Origin of the sequence: Streptomyces changanensis (assembly GCF_024600715.1) — a bacterium.
Taxonomy (GTDB): Bacteria; Actinomycetota; Actinomycetes; order Streptomycetales; family Streptomycetaceae; genus Streptomyces; species Streptomyces changanensis.
Genome location: NZ_CP102332.1, coordinates 271,564 through 290,989 on the forward strand (window position 1 = coordinate 271,564; position 19,426 = coordinate 290,989).

A 19,426-nucleotide genomic window follows, 5' to 3' on the forward strand; every position below is an offset into this window, starting at 1 on the left:
TCATGGACATCCTGCGCAGGAACAACGTCACCGTCACGGGCAACCCGCACGGGCCGGTCGTGGTCCTGGCCCACGGCTTCGGCTGCGACCAGAACATGTGGCGCCTGACCGTCCCCGCGCTGGCCGACACGTACAAGGTGGTGCTGTTCGACTACGTGGGGGCGGGCCGGTCGGACCCCTCCGCCTTCCGCGAGGAGCGGTACGCCTCGCTGGACGGCTACGCCAGGGACGTCGTGGAGGTGTGCGAGGCGCTGGACCTGCGGGGGGCGACCTTCGTCGGCCACTCGGTCAGTGCCATGGTCGGGGTCCTGGCGGCGCGGGAGGCACCCGAGCGGATCGGCGCGCTCGTCATGGTCGCGCCCTCCCCGCGCTACCTCGACGACGAGGGGTACCGCGGCGGCTTCGACGCGCGGGACATCGACGAGCTGCTGGGATCGCTGGAGTCGAACTACCTCGGCTGGTCCGCGGCGATGGCACCGGTGATCATGGGCAACCCCGAGCGGCCCGAGCTCGGCGAGGAGCTTACGCACAGCTTCTGCGCCACCGACCCGGACATGGCACGGGTCTTCGCCCGGACGACCTTCCTCTCCGACTCGCGCGAGGACCTCGCGACGGTCACCGTGCCCACGCTCGTCCTGGAGTGCTCCGAGGACGCCATCGCACCCCGCGGGGTCGGCGCCTATGTGCACGCCGCGATCCCCGGGTCCCGGCTCGTCACGCTCGACGCCACCGGCCACTGCCCGCACCTGTCCGCGCCGAACGCCACCAACGCCGCCCTCACCGGGTTCCTCGCGGACCTGCGGTGAACCCCCGGACCGGCGACCTCCGGGGGCCGTACCAGCGGGACCGGACGGACCAGCGGGACCAGGCGGACCAGCCGGACCGGGCGGAGCGGCGGGACCGGGCGGAGCGGCCGGACCCACGGGACCGGGCGACGGCCGACGGGGCCGTGTTCGCCGCGCTGATGGACGTCAGCGCGGAAGAGCTGTACGAGACGGCACCGTGCGGGTACCTGTCGACCCTCATGGACGGCACCATCGCCAGGATCAACACCACCCTGCTCACCTGGCTCGGCCTCGACCGCGCGGCCGTGGTGGGGCGGATGCGCTTCACCGACCTGCTGTCGGTGGGCGGCAGGCTGTACCACGAGACGCACTACGCGCCGCTCCTCCACATGCGGGGCGAGGTGGGCGGCATAGCCCTGGAGATGCGGCGGGCCGATGGCGGGCGGCTGCCGGTCCTCGTGTCGTCGGCGGTGAAGTACGGCAGCGAGGGCGAGCCGCTGCTCATCCGGACCACCGTCTTCGACGCGCGCGACCGCCGGGCGTACGAGGAGGAGCTGCTGCGCGGCCGCCGGGCCGCCGAGGAGGCCGCCCGGCGGGCGGAGGCGGACCGGGCCAGGCTCCAGGAGGCGCTGGCGGCCCTCCAGCGGAGCCTGCTGCCGACGACCCTGCCGGACGTCCCGGGCCTCGCGGCGGCCGCGTACTACCACACGGCCTCACCCGATCGGCTCGGCGGCGACTTCTACGACCTGTTCCCCCTCGACCGCGAACGCTGGGGCTTCTTCCTGGGCGACGTGTGCGGCAAGGGCCCCGAGGCGGCGGCCGTCACCTCGCTGACCCGCTACACGCTGCGCGCCGCCGCGCTCCACGACAGGGACCCGGTCGCCGTCCTGGCCACCCTCAACACCGTCCTGCACGAGCGGTACGCGGGCGGGGGCGGCGACCCCCGCTACTGCACGGCCGTCTTCGGCACCCTCGAACGCCGGCCCGGCGAAGGCGGCGACCGGGTCATCGTGCGCCTGGCCTCCGGTGGGCACCCGCCGGCCGTCGTCGTGCGCGCCGACGGCCGCAGCGAGCTGGTCAGCACGCCCGGCGGCCTGCTCGTCGGTATCCTGCCGGAGCCGCGTTTCACCGGCGCCTCCACGATCCTGGAGCCCGGTGACACACTGCTGCTGTACACGGACGGGCTCACCGAGGCGCGCACGGGGCCCGATCGGGCCCGGTACGGCGACGAAGCGCTGCGCGACTTCGTCACCCGGCACGCCGGGGCTTCCCCCCACGCGCTGGTCGAGGCGCTCACCGGACTCCTCGAAGGGTTCGGCGAGGGTCTGGACGACGACACCGCCCTGCTCGCCCTGGGCGTCCCGGCCGGTGACCACCCCTCCCCCGACCCTGCGACGGACACCTGAGATGAGCCGGCTGACCATCACCACGCGAACGACCGCGACCGGCCCCCTCCTGCGGATCGCCGGCGACCTGGACTACGCCACCTCCGAGGATGTGCGCACGCACGTCACCGGCCTCCGTCTGGAGCCCGGCCAGTGCCTCGTCCTGGAGCTGGGCGGGATGGAGTTCTGTGACTCCAGCGGCATCACGGCACTGCTCGTGGCCCGTCACCACGCCACGGCGGCCGGGGCGGACGTCGCCCTGACGGCCGTACCGGACCACACGATGCGGATCCTGCGCATCGTCGGTCTGGACCAGATCTTCACCATCCGCCCGGACAGCGCGCCGGCCGCGTCCTGACGGCACGCGGACACGCCCGCCGCGGCGCCGTCGGCCCGGGGCGCGGGGCTGCGGCGGTCCTGCGGCACGGCCCGCGGCCGTGTCGGTGTCCGCCGCTACGGTGACGCCATGATCGATGCCGAGGTGGTGCGCCGTGTCGCCCTGTCCCTTCCCGAGACCGTGGAGAAGGAGGCGTGGAGCATGCCGACGTTCCGGGTGGCCGGGAAGATGTTCCTGACGGTCCCCGACGACGGGACGTCCGTCGCCGTCCGCTGCCCCCGCCACGAGCGCGGCGAGCTGATCGCCGCCGAGCCGCACAAGTTCTGGGTGCCGCCGCACGAGGTGTCCTCCGCGTGGGTCAGGGTGCGGCTGGCCTCGCTGGAGGACCTGGACGAGCTGCGTGACGTCATCGTGGACTCGTGGCGGCAGGCCGCGCCGGACCGGCTGGCCGAGGACCACCCCGACCTGCGGCCCGGCGCCCCCCACGGAGGCTGACGCGGCGCCGGGGCTAGCGGCGCCGGGGCTACTCGAAGCGCGCCGGGTCGCCCGCTCCGCGGCGGACGATCTCGGGCGCGCCGCCCGAGAAGTCGACGACGGTGGTGGGGGCCGTACCGCAGTCGCCGGAGTCGACCACCGCGTCGACGACGTGGTCGAGACGGTCCTTGATCTCCCAACCCTGGGTCATCGGGTCCTCCTCGCCCGGGAGGAGCAGCGTGCTGGACACCAGCGGCTCGCCCAGTTCCGCGAGGAGCGCCTGCGTCACCCGGTGGTCGGGAATGCGCACGCCGACGGTCTTCTTCTTCGGGTGCTGGAGCTGGCGCGGCACCTCCTTCGTCGCCGGCAGGATGAAGGTGTACCGGCCGGGAGTGGCCGCCTTCAGCGCCCGGAACACGTCGTTGTCGATGTGCACGAACTGGCCGAGCTGGCCGAAGTTCTCGCACACGAGGGTGAAGTGGTGGCGGTCGTCCAGGGAGCGGATGGTGCGGATGCGGTCCAGGGCCTCGCGGTTGCCGAGCCGGCAGCCCAGCGCGTAACAGGAGTCGGTGGGGTAGGCGACGAGCGCGCCGGAGCGGATGCTGTCGGCCACGGTGCCGATGATGCGCCGCTGGGGATCGTCGGGGTGCACGTCGAAGTACTTCGCCATCCGCCGAGCCTACGCCCGCACCGTCCGCCCCGGCACGTCGGGCGCCCGCACGCCTCCGGGGCCGGCACGTCGGGCCGGGTGCCGCGGACCCGATCCGATCGGCAAGGCACCCCCTAGGGTGGGCACTTCGACGTTCCGGCACGTCGGTGTGCCGGGGACCGTATGGAGGGGCGATGACCATCCGCAGCCTGACCCGCGCCGAGGCCGAGGAGCGGGCGGCGCTCGTCCGCGTCGAACGCTACGACGTGTCCGTCGACTTCACCGGCCTGCTCAGCGGCCCGGACGTGCGGTGCGTGTCGACCGTGACGTTCACCTGCGCCGAACCGGGCGCCGGGACGTTCGTCGACTGTGCCGCGACCGTCGTCTCGGCCACCCTCGACGGCGTGCCGCTGCCGCCGCCGGCCGGGGGCCGCATCGCCCTGCCGGCCCTGGCCGCGAGGAACGTCCTGCGCGTCGAGAGCGTGCAGTCGGACACCGCGCGGGGCCCCGGGGTGCACCGGGCGGTGGACCGGTCGGACGGCGAGGTCTACGTGTGGACGTCGTTCGAGCCGGACGAGGCGCGGTACGTGTGGGCCTGCTTCGACCAGCCGGACCTGAAGGCACCGCACGCCTTCACCGTCACCGCGCCCGCCGCGTGGACGGTCACCAGCAACGCCGGGGCGGCCCGCACGGAGCCGGTGGACGGTGGTACCCGGCGGTGGAAGTTCCCCGACACGCCGCCGCTGTCGCCGTACAACACCGTGGTGAACGCCGGCCCGTTCCACGAGGTGCGCCGCGAGACCGCCGGGTACGACCTGGGGCTGTACGCCCGCAAGTCCCTCGCCCCGGTCCTGGAGCGGGAGGCGGACGAGATCCTCACCCTCACCGGCCAGGGCCTCGGCTTCTACGCGGACGCCTTCGCGATGCCGTTCCCGCAGCGCCGGTACGACCAGGTGTTCGTGCCGGAGTACGGCGGCGCGATGGAGAACTACGGGTGCGTCACCTGGTCCGACGACTTCCTGAGCCCCGCGGAGCCCACCCCGGCCGAGCGGGAGCTGCTCGCCAAGGTGCTGCTGCACGAGATGGCGCACATGTGGTTCGGCAACATCGTCACCATGCGCTGGTGGGACGACCTGTGGCTGAACGAGGCGTTCGCGGAGTTCGCCTGCCACTGGGCCGCGACCGCGGCGACGGCCCACACCGACGCCTGGGCCGGCCACCTCGCCGTCGGGAAGCTGCGGGCGTACCTCGCCGACCAGGGCCCCACCTCGCACCCGATCCGCCAGCCGGTGCGCGACGTCGCCGAAGCGGCGTCGATCTTCGATGCCATCACCTATCCGAAGGGCGCCTCCGTCCTGCGGCAGCTGATGGAATACGTCGGCGAGGAGGCGTTCACCGCCGGCATGAGCCGGTACTTCGCCCGGCACGCGTGGGGGACGACCACCCTGCGGGACCTCACCGACGTGCTGGCCGAGGCGTCCGGGCGCGACCTCGACGCGTGGCGCGCCGGCTGGCTGGACACCGCGGGCACCGACCGGCTCACCCTCGAGAAGGGCCCCGACGGACCGGTGCTCCACGCCACGGGGCCGGGCGGTGGCGCGCCCCGCCCGCAGGTGCTGACCGTGGGCGCCTACCACCGCACGTCCGACGGCGGGCTGGAGCGCACCGCGCAGGCGACGGTGGAGGTGGAGGGGCCCCGCACGCCGCTCGCCCTGCCCCCCGGCGCGGACCTGTACCTGGTCAACGACGACGATCTGACCTTCGCCACCGCCCGGCCCGACGCCGCGTCCCGCGACACCCTCCTCACCCAGGCAGCGCGGCTGCCCGGCGCGCTGCCGCGGGGCGTGGCCGTCGCCACCGTGTGGGACATGCTCTTCACCGGTGAGGCCACCGCGGCCGAGGCCGCGCGCGCCGTCGGCGCCGTCGTCGCGACCGAGACGTGCGACGCGGTCGTCGAGCCGTACCTGACGCTCGCCGGGGACATCACCGAGCTGTGGGCGCCGGAGGAGCACCGCGCCGGGTTGACCTCCGTGCTCGCCACGACCTGCCGTCGGATCGCCGACGGCGCGCCGCACCCCGCCCGCCGCCGGGTGGCGCTGCGCGCCCTGGCGCGGACGGCGTCCGGCGACGCGTTGGAGCGCCTGCGGGCCGAGACGGAGGCCGGCGACGACCGTGACCTGCGGTGGCGGGTGCTCGCCCGCACCGCCGAACTCGGCGGCGCCGCCGCGGCGGACGCGGCCCGGCTGCTGGCCGCCGACCCCGACCCGGAGGCGTGGGTGCGGGAGCTGTGCGTCCGCGCCGCCGCTCCGGACGCCGAGGGCAAGGCCGACGCGTGGCGGGTCCTCGTGACGGAGCGGGCCGTGCCCGTGGCCTGGGTGGGCCGGGTCGCGGCGGCGTTCTGGAGGCCCGGGCAGGACGCCGTCCTCGCGCCCTACGCCGACCGCTACCTGGAGCTGATCCCCGACCTGGACCGGGGCGGCATGACCCCGGCCATGGTGTACACGGGCCGTCTGCTGCCCCGGTACACCGTCGACGACGGCTACCTCGACGAGGCGCTGGCGCGCGCGGTGGGGGCGGCGCCGGTCGTGCGGAAGACCCTCACCGAACAGGCCGACGTGGTACGGCGCATGCTGCGCTCCCGGTCCGCCGGGGTCGACCGTCCCTGAGCGAGGGGACGCCTCCTACGCCGTCCCCGGTGCCGGTGGCCGCCCCCGCGGTCGGCTCCCCCTCGGTGTCCGGCCGCAGGTCGGCGGCCGGCTCCCCGGCGGACCCGTCCGCGGCGGCCCGTCCACCCGACGGCGTCACGAACGCGAGGTCGTTGCGCCGAACACGTAAAGTGTTGGTCAAAACGACGCCTCCTGCCGGGTGGCTCGTCGTTCGCGTCGTCCACGAAGGAGTTCCGCCGTGCCCGCTCCGCGTATGAGCCGTACGCCTCTGCCAGGGATCGGGGTCCGCTACGACCTGACGACCCGCGAGCACCGCCACCTGTCGGTGGTGGCGCAGCGGGACGGCGGGCGGGTGCTCAGTACCTACCGCGTCGACGACCCCGACGAGTGCGCGATGTCGCTGAAGCTGACGGCGGGCGAGGCCGAGGCGTTGATCGACGCGCTCATGCCGGCGCACCACAGCCCGAACCTGCTCTCCACCACCGACCTCGGCCTGGTCGCGGAGCGCGTCGAACTGCCCTCGTCGTCCCACTGGAGCGGGCGGGTCCTCGGAGACACGCGGATGCGGACGGAGACGGGGGCGTCCGTGGTGGCCGTCCTGCGCCGCGCCGACGCGATCCCGTCGCCGGCGCCGGACTTCCGGCTCGCCGGAGGTGACACGCTCATCGTGATCGGCACCCGTGAGGGCGTCGAGGCCGCCGCGACGATACTCGGACGGGAGTGAGCGCATGCACTCCTCCGCCCTCTTCCTGATCGAATTCGGTGCGATCATCCTCGGCCTCGGCGTGCTCGGCCGGCTGGCGGGACGGTTCCGCTTCTCCCCGATCCCCCTCTACCTGCTCGCCGGGCTGGCGTTCGGCACGGGCGGGCTGCTGCCGCTCGGCGCGAGCGAGGAGTTCGTGGCGATCGGCGCCGAGATCGGCGTCATCCTGCTGCTGCTGATGCTGGGTCTGGAGTACACGGCCAGCGACCTGGTGACCAACCTCAAGACGCAGTACCCGGCCGGTCTCGTCGACGCCGCGCTCAACGCGCTGCCCGGGGCGGCGATGGCGCTGCTGTTGGGCTGGGGGCCGGTCGCCGCCGTCGTGCTGGCGGGCGTCACCTGGATCTCCTCCTCCGGGGTCATCGCCAAGGTCCTCGGCGACCTGGGGCGGCTCGGCAACCGGGAGACACCGGTCGTGCTGAGCATCCTGGTCCTGGAGGACCTGTCGATGGCCGTGTACCTGCCGATCGTCACGGCCCTGCTGGCCGGTGTGGGGCTGGCGGCGGGCAGTCTCACGCTGGCCATCGCGCTGGGCGTGGCGGGCGTGGTGCTCTTCCTGGCGCTGCGCTTCGGCCGGGTCATCTCCCGCTTCGTCTCCAGCGACGACCCGGAGAAGCTGCTGCTGGTCGTCCTCGGCCTCACGCTGCTGGTGGCGGGGATCGCCCAGCAGCTCCAGGTGTCGGCGGCGGTCGGCGCGTTCCTGGTGGGCATCGCGCTGTCCGGGGAGGCCGCCGAGGGCGCCCACCACCTGCTGAGCCCGTTGCGGGACCTGTTCGCCGCGGTGTTCTTCGTCTTCTTCGGCCTGCACACGGACCCCGCCAGCATCCCGCCCGTGCTGCTGCCCGCCCTGGCGCTGGCCGTGGTGACGGCCGGCACGAAGATCGCGACGGGGTACTGGGCGGCGAAGCGGGCTGGAATATCCGCCAAGGGCCGGTGGCGGGCCGGTGGGACGCTGGTGGCGCGAGGCGAGTTCTCCATCGTCATCGCCGGGCTGGCCGTGACCGCCGGGATCGAGCCCTCGCTCGGCCCCATGGCCACCGCCTACGTCCTGATCCTCGTCATCGTGGGACCGCTCACGGCGCGTTACACCGAGCCCGTGGCCACGCGTCTGACCGCGCGCTTCCGGGGTGGCGCCGCCGGTGCCGCGGTGTCCCCGCCGCGCGAGGAGATGCTCGAACCGGTGGAGGACGGCACGGCCGGCCGGACCTGACCCGGCTGCCCTGCCCCCGCTCCCCCGCCCCTGGCCGTTCCCGGCCGGGGGCGGCCGCGTTCACGTGCCCGGGGCCCCACCCGCGTCCCGCGGCCGCCGCGTCCTCGCGTCGGGCACGGCGTCGTCGGGCCGGTACCGGGGCTCGTGTCGGCGCGGCCGGTCAGCCGCTGTTCCGGCGGCCGGCGCGGGCCGCGCGTCGCCGCAGGGTGCGCCGTTCGTCCTCGTTGGCGCCTCCCCACACACCGAAGTCCTGGCCCGTCTCCACGGCCCACTGCAGGCACTGCTCCCGTACGGGGCAGCGGCCGCAGATCTTCTTGGCCTCCTCGGCCTGCATGACGGCTGGCCCGCTGGTCCCCACGGGGAAGAACAGGTCAGGGTCCTCGTGACGGCACGCGGCCGCCTGTCGCCAGTTCTCCACGGGAGTCTCCTCCTCCGTTCGTCGGTGGCGCGGTTCCGGATCGCACACCGCGCACTGTGTGCGCCTGACCGCCTCCACCGCATTGAAACGGGCGAGACGGTCCGAGTTGGTGAAAGTGGGCAAACAAGCACATGCCAGCCGTGAGTGCGGTAAGGGGCTTCGTGAGGGGCGGGTTTGGATCCGCCGCGACGGCGCAAGCGGTCCCCTGAGAGGCAACGGCCCGAGACGACGGAGGACATCCCATGGGAATCATCGCGTGGATACTGATCGGTCTGGCCGCCGGTCTGATCGCCAAGGCCCTGATGCCGGGACGCGACCCCGGCGGCCTCCTCATCACCATGCTCATCGGTATCGCCGGCGGGCTCCTGGGCGGCTGGCTGGGCAAGGTCCTCTTCGGTGTGGATTCCATCGACGGCTTCTTCGACCTGTCCACCTGGGTGGCCGCGGTGGTGGGTTCGGTGATCCTGCTCGCCGTCTACCGCATGCTCACCGGCGCCCGGTCCACGCACCGGCACGCCTGACCGTCGTCCACCGGCGGCGGCTCCCCGTCCCCGGGGAGCCGCCGCCGTCGTCTCCGCCCCAGGTTTGCGCACGGGCGGGGCGGCAACCCGGAGGCAGACATGGCCAACGCATCAGAAACCCTGCGCCTCGCCTGTGAGCAGCTTTCCCAACTCACCGGGCAGGCCCCCGAGTCCGTGTCCTCCTTTCAGCGCACGGACGACGGCTGGCGGTTGACCGTCGAAGTCGTCGAACTGTCCCGCATCCCCGACACCACGAGCCTGCTCGCCTCGTACGAGGTGGAGCTCGACGAGGAGGGCGAACTCACCGGGTACCGGCGGGTCCGCCGGTACGAGCGGGGCAAGGCCGACGACCGGTCCCGCTGACCACCGATCAGAGAGGGAGCAAGCACATGACTGTTGAGGCAAGGACCGCCGCGGGCGGTTCCGGCGGCTCCAGCGGCCTGTACGACGTCCTGGAGCTCGTCCTGGACCGCGGGCTCGTCATCGACGCGTTCGTCCGCGTCTCGCTCGTCGGCATCGAGATCCTCAAGATCGACGTGCGCGTCGTGGTCGCCAGTGTCGACACCTACCTGCGCTTCGCCGAGGCGTGCAACCGCCTCGACCTGGAGTCCGGCCCGCGGAAGAACCCGGGCCTGCCCGAACTCGTCGACGGCATGACCGAGTCCGGCGCGCGGGGCAAGACCAAGGGCGCGATACAGGGGGCGGCGCAGTCGCTCTCCGACACGCTCGGCGGCCGGTCGTCGTCCCGGTCGACGTCGTCGTCCGGCAAGAAGGAGGAGCAGGAGAAGTGAGCACCTACGTCTACGGCATCACCCGGCGTTCGCACCCCGCGCTCCCGGAGAAGGCCGACGGCATCGGCGAACCGCCCCGCCCCGTGCGCGTCCTCACCCACGGCGAACTGGCGGCCCTCGTCAGCGACGCGCCCGAGGACCTGCGGCCCAAGCGGCGCGACCTCCTCGCCCACCAGGGCGTGCTCGCCGAGGCCGGCTCGGCCGGCACGGTACTGCCGCTGCGGTTCGGCGGGGTGTCCCCCGACGACGACGCCGTCCTCGCCGTGCTGCGCGAACGCGAGTCGCACTACCTGGAGCGGCTGCGGGCGCTCGACGGCAAGGTCGAGTACAACGTCAAGGCCGTCCATGACGAGGAGGCCGTGCTGCACCAGGTCCTCATCGACAACCCGGAGCTGCGCGCCCTCAGCCAGGAGAGCCGGTCCGCCGGCGGCGGGTCCTACGAGCAGAAGCTGGCCCTCGGCGAACGCGTCGCGGCGGCGGTGCGCGCTCGTGAGGCGCAGGACGCGGTCCTCGTGCAGGAGGCCCTGCAGGAGGCGGCCGCCGACTGCCGGCCCGCCCCCGACACCGGCCGCCTGGCGAACCTGTCCTTCCTCGTGGAGCGCGACAGGGCCGACGAGTTCACGGCCACTGTCGACGCCTTCCGCAGGGAGCACGGGCACCTCGTCGTGCAGGTGAACGGGCCGCTCCCGCCGTACAGCTTCGTGGAGTAGCCGCCATGGGCCTGCTCGGAGAGCTGCTCATGCTGCCCGCGGCGCCGCTGCGCGGCACCGCCTGGGTACTGCGCCAGGTGGTCGAGGAGGCGGAGCGGCAGTACTACGACCCGGCGGCCGTCCACCGTGAACTCGCCCGTCTGGCCGAGCGGCTGGAGGCCGGCGAGATCGACGAGGCCACCTTCGACCGCCAGGAGGACGAGCTGCTCGACCGACTGGAGAAGGGCACCAGACAGACATGACCACCCCCGGCCGCCTCCCGGCCTCCTACCCGTCCGACAGCGGCGGCGGGGCCAACCTCGCCGACATCCTCGAACGCGTCCTCGACAAGGGCGTCGTCATCGCGGGCGACATCAGGATCAACCTGCTCGACATCGAGCTGCTGACCATCAAGCTGCGGCTCGTCGTCGCCTCCGTGGACCGCGCGAAGGAGATGGGCATCGACTGGTGGGAGAGCGACCCCGCGCTCTCCTCGCGCGCCCACCGCGACGAGCTGGCGAGTGAGAACGCGGAGCTGCGGCGCCGCCTCACCGAACTGGAGGAGCGCACGTCATGACCACCCCGACGAACCCGCGCCTGCGGTACGTGTACGCCGTGTGCCGGCCCTTCGACGGCGTCCTCCCCGAGGGTGCCGCCGGGATCGCCGGGGACCCTCCCCGGCTGCTCCACCACGACGACCTGGTCGCCGTGGTCGGCTCGGTGCCGGCGGAGGAGTTCGACGAGGGACCGCTGCGCGCCCGTCTGGAGGACCTGGACTGGCTGGCGGACACGGCCCGCGGCCACGACGCCGTGCTGGCCGCGCTGACCACCGTCACCTCCCCGCTGCCGCTGCGGCTCGCCACGGTGTGCCGCGACGACAGCGGGGTGCGGCGGCTGCTCCAGGAGGGGCACGACCGGTTCGTGCGGGCGCTGGACCGGCTGGACGGGCGGGTCGAGTGGGGGGTGAAGGTGTACGCGGAGCAGGTGGCCGACGCGCCGGCTCCCGCGCCGCGGGAGCCGGTGTCGGCGGGCGCCGCGGGCGCGGCCGGCTCCGGTCGCGACTACCTGCGGCGCCGGCTGCGCGAGCGCAACGGCCGGGAGGACGGCATGCGGCGCGCCGACGCGGTCGCGCGCGCGCTGCACGAGCGGCTCTCCGGCCACGCCGAGGCCGCCGCCCTGCACCAGCCGCAGGACCCGCGCCTGGCGGGCGGCGCGGCCGGGGTGAACGTGCTCAACGCGGCGTACCTGGTCGGCCGGGACCGCAGCGAGGCGTTCGTCGGGCTCGTCGGGGAGTCGTCCGGGGACGGGGTGCGGGTCGAGCTCACGGGGCCGTGGGCGCCGTACTCGTTCGCCGGGATCGCGGAGGAGGACCCGGTGTGAGCATCGAACAGCGCAGAGTCGCCTTGGTCGACCTGTTGGACCGGCTGCTGGCCGGCGGGGTCGTCATCGGGGGCGACCTGACCCTGAGCATCGCCGACGTGGACCTGGTGCGCGTCGACCTGAAGGCCCTGATCAGCTCGGTCAGCGCCGAGGTGCCGTCGCCGTGGGGGCGGCCGCTGTGAGCGGCGACGAGCCGCGCCGCCGCGTGGAGCTCGACCCGGACAGCGTCGAGCGCGACCTGGCCTGCCTGGTCCTCACCGTCGTCGAGCTGCTGCGGCAGCTGATGGAGCGGCAGGCGCTGCGCCGGGTGGAGAGCGGTGAGCTGAGCGAGGACCAGGAGGAGCGGATCGGTCTCACGCTGATGCTGCTGGAGGACCGCATGGAGGTCCTCCGTGACAAGTTCGGTCTCACCCCCGAGGATTTGAACATCGACCTGGGACCGCTCGGCCCCCTCCTCTGACCCCGGTTCACCGTCGGTGGCACACCGACGGCACGTACCTCCGACACGGCGCCGCCGCGGACCCCCGCGCGCGGCGCCGTCGGCCGTCCGTGCCAGGCTGGCGCCGGACGACCCGACGAAGAGAACGCGGAGAACGCCTCCCGTGCACGTGCCGAGCCTGCCCGAGGACCTGGACCGCCCCGCCCGCGTGTGGGCGCGGGCGGTGACGCTCGCCCTGCTGGAGCGGGCCTGTTCGCGGCGGAGGGAACACGACCTGGACGACGAGGGGGTGTGGTGCCACACCACCGGTGCCGGCGGCTGGTGGCGGGTCGCGCTGCTCGACGCCGACCGCGCGGTGATCTGCGGCCAGGACCCCGACGGGAGCCACACCCACGTGGGCGGCGAGCAGATCGACTTCCTGGCCGGAGGACCCGACTGGCTGCCGTGGGAGCGGCTGCGCGATGACGCCGAGGGCAACCTCCTCGGCTTCGTTTACTGGTGGGACGAGGGCGCCTGGCACCGGATCGCGTACCCGCGGGAGCTGCGCGAGGACGGCATGGTCGGCACCGCCGCGTGGGCGGGGTCCGCGGAGGAGTTCCTCGTCACCGCCCTCGGGGAGTGCGGCGACGGGATGGCGCCCGGGCAGGAGGCCGTCTTCGCCGACGCCCTGTCCGCGTTCCTGGCAGGGGCGGAGGAGGGCGCGGCCGACGGTGGGGCCGTCACGGCCCTGCTGGCGGCGACCCGCCCCGGCGGAGTGTCCGAAGAGCGGCTGCGGAAGGCTTTGGACCTGGCGGACCGGGCGGGCCTCACCGGCCGACGCCCGCTCGGGACGGCCCGCTGACGGGGAGCCTCGCCTCGGGGCTGCCCGCTGACGGGAAGCGGCGTCAGCGGCGGACGCGCGCGGTCCGGTACAGCTCGGCGGTGAGGTCGGCGGTCTCGGTCAGGGAGCCGCCGGGACGGTTCACGAAGGCGACCGTGCTGTGGTCGGCCCAGACGCAGTACACCTCCTCCTCGGTCCTGCGGTGTGCGGGGTCCGTGGCCGTCTCCTTGACGGTGACCGCGCGGCGGCAGGTCATGACCGCCCCTTCGAAACCGGGGAGAGGGAAGGACCGCGGCGGGCCGTCCCACGCTCCGAAGCGGAACGAGTAGTGCTCGTTCGCGCGCAGGGAGCGGAACATCCGGCCCACCGCCGCGCCGGGGTCGGCAACCCGGCCCTGCAGTCCTCGGAAGCTCATGTACGACGCGTCCTTCGCGTCCGGCTCGCCCTGCCGGTAGAGGGCTCCGCTGCCCACCGCCCCACGGGCGATCCTGTCGGCGTCCCCGGGCGTGATACCGATGCCGCGGACCTCGGTGGCGTACAGCTCGCAGTCGGTGTCGGAGGGTTGATCGGAGCAGCGGATCCTGCCGACGTAGGTGTCCCGGAAGACGCGCTCCGCCCGGTAGTCGCCCACCCGGTCGGGCGGTGCGAGCCGGTGACCGCGGGTGTCCGCTTCGGCCTCCCCGGACGTCGCGGTGTGGAGGAGGAAGCCGGCCAGGACGGCGAGCGCCGCGGCGCCCGCGACCGTCAGTACGCGCGGGCGCCGTACGGCGGTCGCGGACGGCTTCGTGTCATCGGTCCCCATGGCGGGCCCCTTTCATCGGTCCACGCGGTTCGACCCGCGCGGGCCGGTGATGGTTGCCCTCAGGGCGCCGGCGCCCGCCCGGTCACTCTTCGCGGTCGTCCTCGCGGGGGTCCTTCTCCACGCCCGCGAGCGCTTCGCCGCCCGCCGTGCCCTCGCCGGGGCGGTAGCCCTCCGCGGTGCTCGCCGTGCCGGGCACGTCGCGGCGGCCGGCGTCGCGCTCGGCCCCCGAGCCCGCCCCCGGTGCCTCCGCGGCCCGCTCGCGGGCCCGCTCCGCTGCCCGGTCCGCGGCCCGCCCGGGGATCGCGTCGTCGCGTGCGGCGTCGTGCTGGTTCATGTCGCCTCCCATGTCGGTGTGGGCCCCGCCGGGTACCCGTGGACGGGAGCCGGTACGCCCCCGCTCCGACACACCCGGGCCGGCGGGCGGGCGACCGGGCGGACACGACCTAACGTCGGTGCCATGACGTGGCTGCGCGCCCTCGGGGCGACCGCCCGCTCGGGCCTCGCCGTACGCCGGGGGCGGCTGGAGCCGCTCGTCGCGCTGCGCGCGGCCGCCGGGCTGGCCCTCGTCGTCGCGGCGAGCCTCGCCCTGGGCGGGCCGGGCATGGCGGCGAGTTCGGCGTTCGGGGCGTTCCAGGCGGCGATGGCCACGTTCCAGCGCAGCTGGCGGCCCCGGCCGACGCTGGCGCTGGTTTCCGGGACGAGCCTCGCCGTGTCGACGTTCGCCGGCTACCTGTGCGCCGCCCACCTGGTGGGTTTCCTCGCGTTGCTGGTGGTGTGGACGTTCCTGTCGGGGCTGGCCTGGAGGGCGGGGCCCACGGCCGGGCTGATCGCCTCGTCCAACGTGGCGATCATGCTGGTGACCGTCACCCTGCCCACGTCGGTCGCCGACGCCGCCGTGCACGCCCTGGTCATCGCGGCGGGCGGCGTCGTCCAGGCGGGACTGATCGTGCTGCTGCCCGTCCGCCGCTGGGGTCCGCAGCGTGACGCGCTCGCCGACGCGCTGGCGGCGGAGGCGGACTACGCGCGGCGGCTGCGCCAGGACCCGTGCGCGCCGTTCGACCCGGTCCCCCTCATGACCGCCCGGAGCGCGGCGGCGGTCACGCCGCGGCAGGCGCGCCGCCGCCCCGCCGAGCTGCACGGCGCCCGGGGGGTGGCCGAGCGCATCCGGCCCGTCCTCGCCTCGCTCGCCGACCCGGCGGTGGGCGTACCGCCGGAGGGCCCGGCCCGTGCCCGGGTGCGGGAGCTGCTCGACGCGGCGGGGGCCGTGCTCGACGCGGCGGCCCGGTCGATCCGGGCCGGCACCCCGCTCGACGTGCCGCCCGGCGCCCTCGCCGCGCTGCGCACGCCCGACACCGGGGCGCTGCTCGGCGCGGCCCCCGCGCGGCGGGCCGCGGCGCGGTTGGCGGCGCTCCTGGAGGACGTGGTGGAGGCGGCCGCCCCGAGGGGCCGCGGGGCGGGCCCCGACGAGCTGCGCACCCGGCCGAGCCTGGTCAGTCTCGTCCCGGTCGTCGCCCGTGACGTGCGCGAGGAGCTGCGGCGGCACGACTCTCCGTACCTGCGACACGCCGTGCGGCTCACGGCGGTGGCCGCCACCGGGTACCTCCTCGGCACGGCCCTGCCGTTCGGGCACGGCTACTGGGCGCCGCTCGCCGCCGTCATGTCGATGCGGCCGGACTTCAGCCAGACGTACGCCCGTTCGGTGGCCCGGTTCGCCGGCACGCTGGTGGGCGTGGCGCTGGCGACGGCGGTGGTGCGGGCGGCCGGCCCCGGCACGTACACGTCGGCCGCGCTCGCCGTGGCCAGCGCGTTCGGGGCGTACCTGCTGATGCGCAGCGGGTACGCCGCCGCGCAGGTGTGCATCTCGGCGTACGTGGTGTTCCTGCTGGGCATGGCGGGCGAGCAGTGGACGCAGACGGTCCCGGAGCGGGTGGTGCTGACGCTGCTGGGCGGGGTGCTCGCGATGCTGGCGTACGCGCTCTACCCGGCCTGGGAGACGCCCCGGTTGCGGGCCCGGCTCGCGGAGTGGCTGGTGGCCGCGGGGCGGTACGGTTCCGAGGTGCTGGAGGGGTACGCGCGGCCGGACCTGCCGCCGCGCGGGGCGGTGCGCGAGGCGCTCCTGGGCGCCCGGGCCGCCCGCCTCTCCTGGCAGGAGGCGGTCGACCGCGCGGCCCACGAACCGGTGCGGCACCGGGGGTTGTCCGACACGGCCGCCGACGCGGCCGGCGCGGCCCTCGCCCGGTTCGCCCGGGCGGCGATGCTCCTGGAGGCCCACCTGCCCGACCCCGCCGCCGCCTCTTCGCCCGGCGCCGCCGCACTGGCGGAGGCGGTGCGGCGGGCGGCCGAGCGCGGTGCCGGCGAGGTCCACGAGGGGCGGGTGCCGGACTGGGGCGACGTCCGCGCGGCGCTCGACGGGGCGGGACCCGACGTCGATCCGGTCGTACGGGCGGGTGGCCGGCAGTTGCTGGAGGCGCTGGAGGAACTGGCCGAGGCGCTGGAGACCGCCTCCTGACCGCTGCGCGCCCCGCGCCGGACGCCTGGCCCGTGAACCGGGGAACCTGACGGGCCGTCCGCTCATCCTCCACGGCGAGACGACGTCGACGGGACAGCGGGGCGAGGACGATGGAGCGGACGCGGGGGCGCGGGGCAGCCGGCACGGGCCGGGAGGACGGTGGCACGGCCCCGGGGAGCGGTGGGGTGACCTCCGAGAGCGGTGGGAGCAGCCGGCGGCGGGTGCTGGGCGCGGGCGCCGCGGCCCTGTCGGGGGCGTTCCTCACGGCCGGGATCGTCCCGCCGGGGGCGGGGGGCGGGTCCCCGGCGCCCGCGGCGGGGCGCGTGGCGCGCCGGCCTGTGCGCACGGCGCGCAGGCCGGCGCGGGCCGCGGACTGGGCGGCCCTCGCGCGGGGTCTGGACGGGTCGCTGGTGCGGCCGGGTGACCGCGCCTACGACGCCGCGCGGACGCTGTTCAACCCGCGCTTCGACGCCGTCCGCCCGGCCGGTGTCGCCTACTGCGCGCGGCCCGAGGACGTGCGGTCCTGCCTGGAGTTCGCCCGCCGCCACGCGGTGCCGGTGGCGGTGCGCAGCGGCGGCCACTCGTACGCGGGCTGGTCGTCGGGGCCGGGGCTCGTGGTGGACGTGCAGCGGATGGCGTCGGTGACACTGTCGGGGGGCGAGGCGCGGATCGGCGCGGGGGCGAAGCTGATCGACGTGTACGACCGGCTGACCGCCCGCGGCAGGACCGTACCGGCCGGCTCGTGCCCGACGGTGGGCGTCTCGGGGCTGGCGCTGGGCGGCGGGATCGGCGTGGTCAGTCGGGCGTACGGGCTGACCAGCGACAACGTGACCGGCGCCCGGATCGTCACGGCCGACGGGCGGGTGCGGGACGTCGACGCCCGGCACGACCCCGACCTGTTCTGGGCGCTGCGCGGCGGCGGCAACGCCCGGTTCGGTGTGGTCACGGAGCTGCGGATGCGCACGCACGCGGCCCCGGAGTGCACGACGTTCTTCCTCCGCTGGCCGTGGGCCCGGGCGGCCGCGGTGGTCCGGGAGTGGCAGCGCTGGGCGCCCACCGCGCCGGACGGGATCTGGGCCAACCTCCACCTGTCGGCCCCGGTGGGCGGGCGGCCCGGTGCCGTACGGGTGGGGGGCCTGGCCCTCACGGGCCGCGCGGACCTGGAGAACCGGCTCGACCGGCTCGCCGACGCGGTCGGCACGGCGCCCTCGTCGTCCTCGGTGCGGACGCGGCCCTTCATGGACGCGATGAAGGTGATGGGCGGCGTGTCGGGGTGGACGATCGCGCAGGCCCACCAGAAGGGCGACCTGCCCGGCCGCACCACGCAGGGCAAGGTGGCGCGCGAGTCGTACGCGGCGCGCTCCGACTTCTACACGCGGGCCGTCCCGGCCGACGGGGTCGCAACGCTCCTGGCCCGCGTGGAGCGGCTGGCCCGACTGGGCGGGGGCGGGGCGGGCAGCGTGGCCCTGGACGCCATGGGCGGCGCGGTGAACCGGGTCCGGCCGGGTGACACGGCGTTCGTCCACCGGGACGCGCTCTTCCTGGCGCAGTACATCGTCTCGTGGCCCGACCGGGCGGCGGCGGGCACGGTCGCCCGGCACCGGGCGTGGCTGGACGGCACGTACGACGCGATGCGCCCGTGGGCGAGCGGCCGGGCCTACCAGAACTACACCGACCCGGCGCTGCGCGACTGGCGCCGGGCCTACTACGGTGCGAACGCCGACCGCCTGGCGCGGGTGGAGGCGGCCTACGACCCGGCGCGGCTCTTCCGCCACCCGCACTCCTTCTGACCGCTCCGGCGTCACCGGTTCGTCCGTCACGGGGCGCGGGTGGGGGGCGGCGGTGCGACGCTGGTCCCGTGGGCCCCGCCGCACCCGCGGCCCCTCCCCCGCCCGTGACGGAAGGAACCGCGCCGTGATCACCACCGACTTCGTCCCCGGATCCCCCTGCTGGCTCGACCTCGGCGCGCCCGACGTCGGCGCCGCGGCCGCGTTCTACGGGTCCGTCTTCGACTGGGAGTACCGGTCGTTCGGGGAGGAGGCGGGCGAATACGGCTTCTTCCAGCTGAACGGCAAGACGGTGGCCGGGCTCGGCGCGCTCTCCGAGGAGGGTGCCCGTTCGGCGTGGATGATCTACTTCTGCACGCGGGACGCCGACGCGACGACGGAGGCGGTGCGCCGGTCCGGCGGCTCCGTGCGGGTGGAGCCGATGGAGGCCGACGGCGAGGGCCGGATGGCGCAGTACACCGACCCGCAGGGTGGGCAGTTCGCCGTCTGGCAGCCCGGTACACACAAGGGCCTCGACGCGGTGGACGAACCGGGGTCGCTGTCCTGGGTGGAGCTGTACACGACGGACGCGGCCGCCGCGAAGGCGTTCTACGGCGACCTGTTCGGCTGGCGGACGCAGGACATGGACCTGCCCGGCGGGGGCGGCACGTACGCGCTGATCACACCGGCCGACCTGCCGGAGGAGCGCATGCACGGCGGTCTGATGGAGCTGCCGGCGGAGCAGCTGCAGCCGACCGGCGGCCGCCCCTACTGGCACCCCGTCTTCGCGAGCGAGGACTGCGACGCCACCGTCGCCCGGGTCACGGCGGCCGGCGGCAGCGTGCAGATGGGCCCCGAGGACGCGGAGGGCGTCGGGCGGCTGGCCGTCTGCCTCGACCCCGCGGGCGCGGACTTCGTCGTCCTGACGCCCTCCCCCAGCTGAGCCGGTGGGGCCGGAAGGAACGGCCCCGCCCGGCACCCGGACCGCGGGCCCCCGCCCGCCGGACCCCGGCCGCGGAGGC

General features: G+C 75.1%; 24 protein-coding genes. 20 read left to right on the plus strand and 4 right to left on the minus strand.

Annotation, left to right across the window (positions count from 1 at the left end; translation table 11 throughout):
• The first annotated feature begins 2 nt into the window (after positions 1-2).
• The 4 genes from NRO40_RS01195 (at position 3) to NRO40_RS01210 (ending at position 3,002) form a co-directional block, all read left to right on the plus strand.
• The gene (locus tag NRO40_RS01195) at positions 3-806 is read left to right on the plus strand and encodes an alpha/beta fold hydrolase (RefSeq protein ID WP_058940805.1); all 804 of its coding nucleotides are present in this window, start codon (positions 3-5) and stop codon (positions 804-806) included.
• 143 nt (positions 807-949) lie between these two features.
• A complete protein-coding gene (locus NRO40_RS01200; protein WP_058940804.1) occupies positions 950-2,191 on the plus strand; it encodes a PP2C family protein-serine/threonine phosphatase in 1,242 nt (413 codons plus the stop codon).
• A 1-nt stretch (position 2,192) separates the two neighbouring features.
• The gene (locus NRO40_RS01205) at positions 2,193-2,528 is read left to right on the plus strand and encodes an STAS domain-containing protein (RefSeq protein WP_058940757.1); all 336 of its coding nucleotides are present in this window, start codon (positions 2,193-2,195) and stop codon (positions 2,526-2,528) included.
• Between the two features lie 108 nt (positions 2,529-2,636).
• A complete protein-coding gene (locus NRO40_RS01210) occupies positions 2,637-3,002 on the plus strand; it encodes an MmcQ/YjbR family DNA-binding protein (protein ID WP_058940756.1) in 366 nt (121 codons plus the stop codon).
• Positions 3,003-3,030: 28 nt separating this feature from the next.
• Here NRO40_RS01210 and NRO40_RS01215 read toward each other — a convergent pair whose 3' ends face one another.
• Positions 3,031-3,651, minus strand: a complete 621-nt coding sequence (locus NRO40_RS01215) for an L-threonylcarbamoyladenylate synthase (protein WP_058940755.1) — start codon at positions 3,649-3,651, stop codon at positions 3,031-3,033.
• A 173-nt stretch (positions 3,652-3,824) separates the two neighbouring features.
• Here NRO40_RS01215 and pepN point away from each other — a divergent pair, with 173 nt between their 5' ends.
• The 3 genes from pepN to NRO40_RS01230 all read left to right on the plus strand — a co-directional run bounded on the left by pepN (position 3,825) and on the right by NRO40_RS01230 (position 8,269).
• Positions 3,825-6,296 carry an aminopeptidase N gene (gene pepN, locus NRO40_RS01220; RefSeq protein ID WP_058940754.1) on the plus strand — a complete coding sequence of 824 codons (2,472 nt, stop codon included), beginning with the start codon at positions 3,825-3,827 and terminating at the stop codon, positions 6,294-6,296.
• Between the two features lie 253 nt (positions 6,297-6,549).
• The gene (locus NRO40_RS01225) at positions 6,550-7,020 is read left to right on the plus strand and encodes a cation:proton antiporter regulatory subunit (RefSeq protein WP_058940753.1); all 471 of its coding nucleotides are present in this window, start codon (positions 6,550-6,552) and stop codon (positions 7,018-7,020) included.
• A 4-nt stretch (positions 7,021-7,024) separates the two neighbouring features.
• Entirely contained in the window at positions 7,025-8,269 is a 1,245-nt protein-coding gene (locus NRO40_RS01230) for a cation:proton antiporter (protein ID WP_058940752.1), read from the plus strand.
• 160 nt (positions 8,270-8,429) lie between these two features.
• Here the strand turns inward: NRO40_RS01230 and NRO40_RS01235 are convergent, their stop codons facing one another.
• Entirely contained in the window at positions 8,430-8,687 is a 258-nt protein-coding gene (locus NRO40_RS01235; RefSeq protein WP_058940751.1) for a WhiB family transcriptional regulator, read from the minus strand.
• 242 nt (positions 8,688-8,929) lie between these two features.
• Here NRO40_RS01235 and NRO40_RS01240 point away from each other — a divergent pair, with 242 nt between their 5' ends.
• From NRO40_RS01240 to NRO40_RS01285, 10 genes are all read left to right on the plus strand, one after another.
• Positions 8,930-9,208 (plus strand): GlsB/YeaQ/YmgE family stress response membrane protein, encoded by a 279-nt coding sequence (locus NRO40_RS01240; RefSeq protein ID WP_058940750.1) that lies wholly within the window; start codon positions 8,930-8,932, stop codon positions 9,206-9,208.
• Positions 9,209-9,307: 99 nt separating this feature from the next.
• The gene (locus NRO40_RS01245; RefSeq protein ID WP_257375308.1) at positions 9,308-9,571 is read left to right on the plus strand and encodes a gas vesicle protein GvpO; all 264 of its coding nucleotides are present in this window, start codon (positions 9,308-9,310) and stop codon (positions 9,569-9,571) included.
• Positions 9,572-9,597: 26 nt separating this feature from the next.
• The gene (gene gvpJ / locus NRO40_RS01250) at positions 9,598-9,999 is read left to right on the plus strand and encodes a gas vesicle protein GvpJ (protein WP_058940748.1); all 402 of its coding nucleotides are present in this window, start codon (positions 9,598-9,600) and stop codon (positions 9,997-9,999) included.
• A complete protein-coding gene (locus NRO40_RS01255) occupies positions 9,996-10,709 on the plus strand; it encodes a GvpL/GvpF family gas vesicle protein (RefSeq protein ID WP_058940747.1) in 714 nt (237 codons plus the stop codon). The genes gvpJ and NRO40_RS01255 overlap by 4 nt, the downstream gene beginning before the upstream one ends.
• Positions 10,710-10,714: 5 nt before the next feature.
• Positions 10,715-10,951, plus strand: coding sequence for a gas vesicle protein GvpG (locus tag NRO40_RS01260; protein ID WP_058940746.1), 237 nt, complete (start codon positions 10,715-10,717; stop codon positions 10,949-10,951).
• Complete coding sequence (locus NRO40_RS01265; RefSeq protein ID WP_058940745.1) at positions 10,948-11,265, plus strand: gas vesicle protein; 318 nt, start codon at positions 10,948-10,950, stop codon at positions 11,263-11,265. The genes NRO40_RS01260 and NRO40_RS01265 overlap by 4 nt, the downstream gene beginning before the upstream one ends.
• Positions 11,262-12,068 carry a GvpL/GvpF family gas vesicle protein gene (locus NRO40_RS01270; protein WP_058940744.1) on the plus strand — a complete coding sequence of 269 codons (807 nt, stop codon included), beginning with the start codon at positions 11,262-11,264 and terminating at the stop codon, positions 12,066-12,068. Before NRO40_RS01265 ends, NRO40_RS01270 begins: the two co-directional genes overlap by 4 nt.
• Positions 12,065-12,250, plus strand: a complete 186-nt coding sequence (locus NRO40_RS01275; protein ID WP_058940743.1) for a gas vesicle protein — start codon at positions 12,065-12,067, stop codon at positions 12,248-12,250. The genes NRO40_RS01270 and NRO40_RS01275 overlap by 4 nt, the downstream gene beginning before the upstream one ends.
• A complete protein-coding gene (locus tag NRO40_RS01280) occupies positions 12,247-12,528 on the plus strand; it encodes a gas vesicle protein K (protein ID WP_058940803.1) in 282 nt (93 codons plus the stop codon). The genes NRO40_RS01275 and NRO40_RS01280 overlap by 4 nt, the downstream gene beginning before the upstream one ends.
• 142 nt (positions 12,529-12,670) lie before the next feature.
• A complete protein-coding gene (locus tag NRO40_RS01285; RefSeq protein WP_058940742.1) occupies positions 12,671-13,348 on the plus strand; it encodes a hypothetical protein in 678 nt (225 codons plus the stop codon).
• 43 nt (positions 13,349-13,391) lie between these two features.
• On the opposite strand, the gene NRO40_RS01290 is transcribed toward NRO40_RS01285, so the two are convergent.
• Positions 13,392-14,129 (minus strand): hypothetical protein, encoded by a 738-nt coding sequence (locus NRO40_RS01290; protein ID WP_058940741.1) that lies wholly within the window; start codon positions 14,127-14,129, stop codon positions 13,392-13,394.
• A gap of 82 nt (positions 14,130-14,211) precedes the next feature.
• The gene (locus tag NRO40_RS01295) at positions 14,212-14,463 is read right to left on the minus strand and encodes a hypothetical protein (protein WP_079046831.1); all 252 of its coding nucleotides are present in this window, start codon (positions 14,461-14,463) and stop codon (positions 14,212-14,214) included.
• 123 nt (positions 14,464-14,586) lie between these two features.
• On the opposite strand from NRO40_RS01295, the gene NRO40_RS01300 reads away from it, so the two are divergent.
• The 3 genes from NRO40_RS01300 (at position 14,587) to NRO40_RS01310 (ending at position 19,347) form a co-directional block, all read left to right on the plus strand.
• Positions 14,587-16,638: an FUSC family protein gene (locus NRO40_RS01300; protein WP_058940740.1), complete on the plus strand. Its 2,052-nt coding sequence runs from the start codon at positions 14,587-14,589 to the stop codon at positions 16,636-16,638.
• Positions 16,639-16,748: 110 nt separating this feature from the next.
• Entirely contained in the window at positions 16,749-18,428 is a 1,680-nt protein-coding gene (locus NRO40_RS01305) for an FAD-binding oxidoreductase (protein WP_079046830.1), read from the plus strand.
• Positions 18,429-18,552: 124 nt separating this feature from the next.
• The gene (locus NRO40_RS01310; RefSeq protein ID WP_058940738.1) at positions 18,553-19,347 is read left to right on the plus strand and encodes a VOC family protein; all 795 of its coding nucleotides are present in this window, start codon (positions 18,553-18,555) and stop codon (positions 19,345-19,347) included.
• Positions 19,348-19,426: the final 79 nt, after the last annotated feature.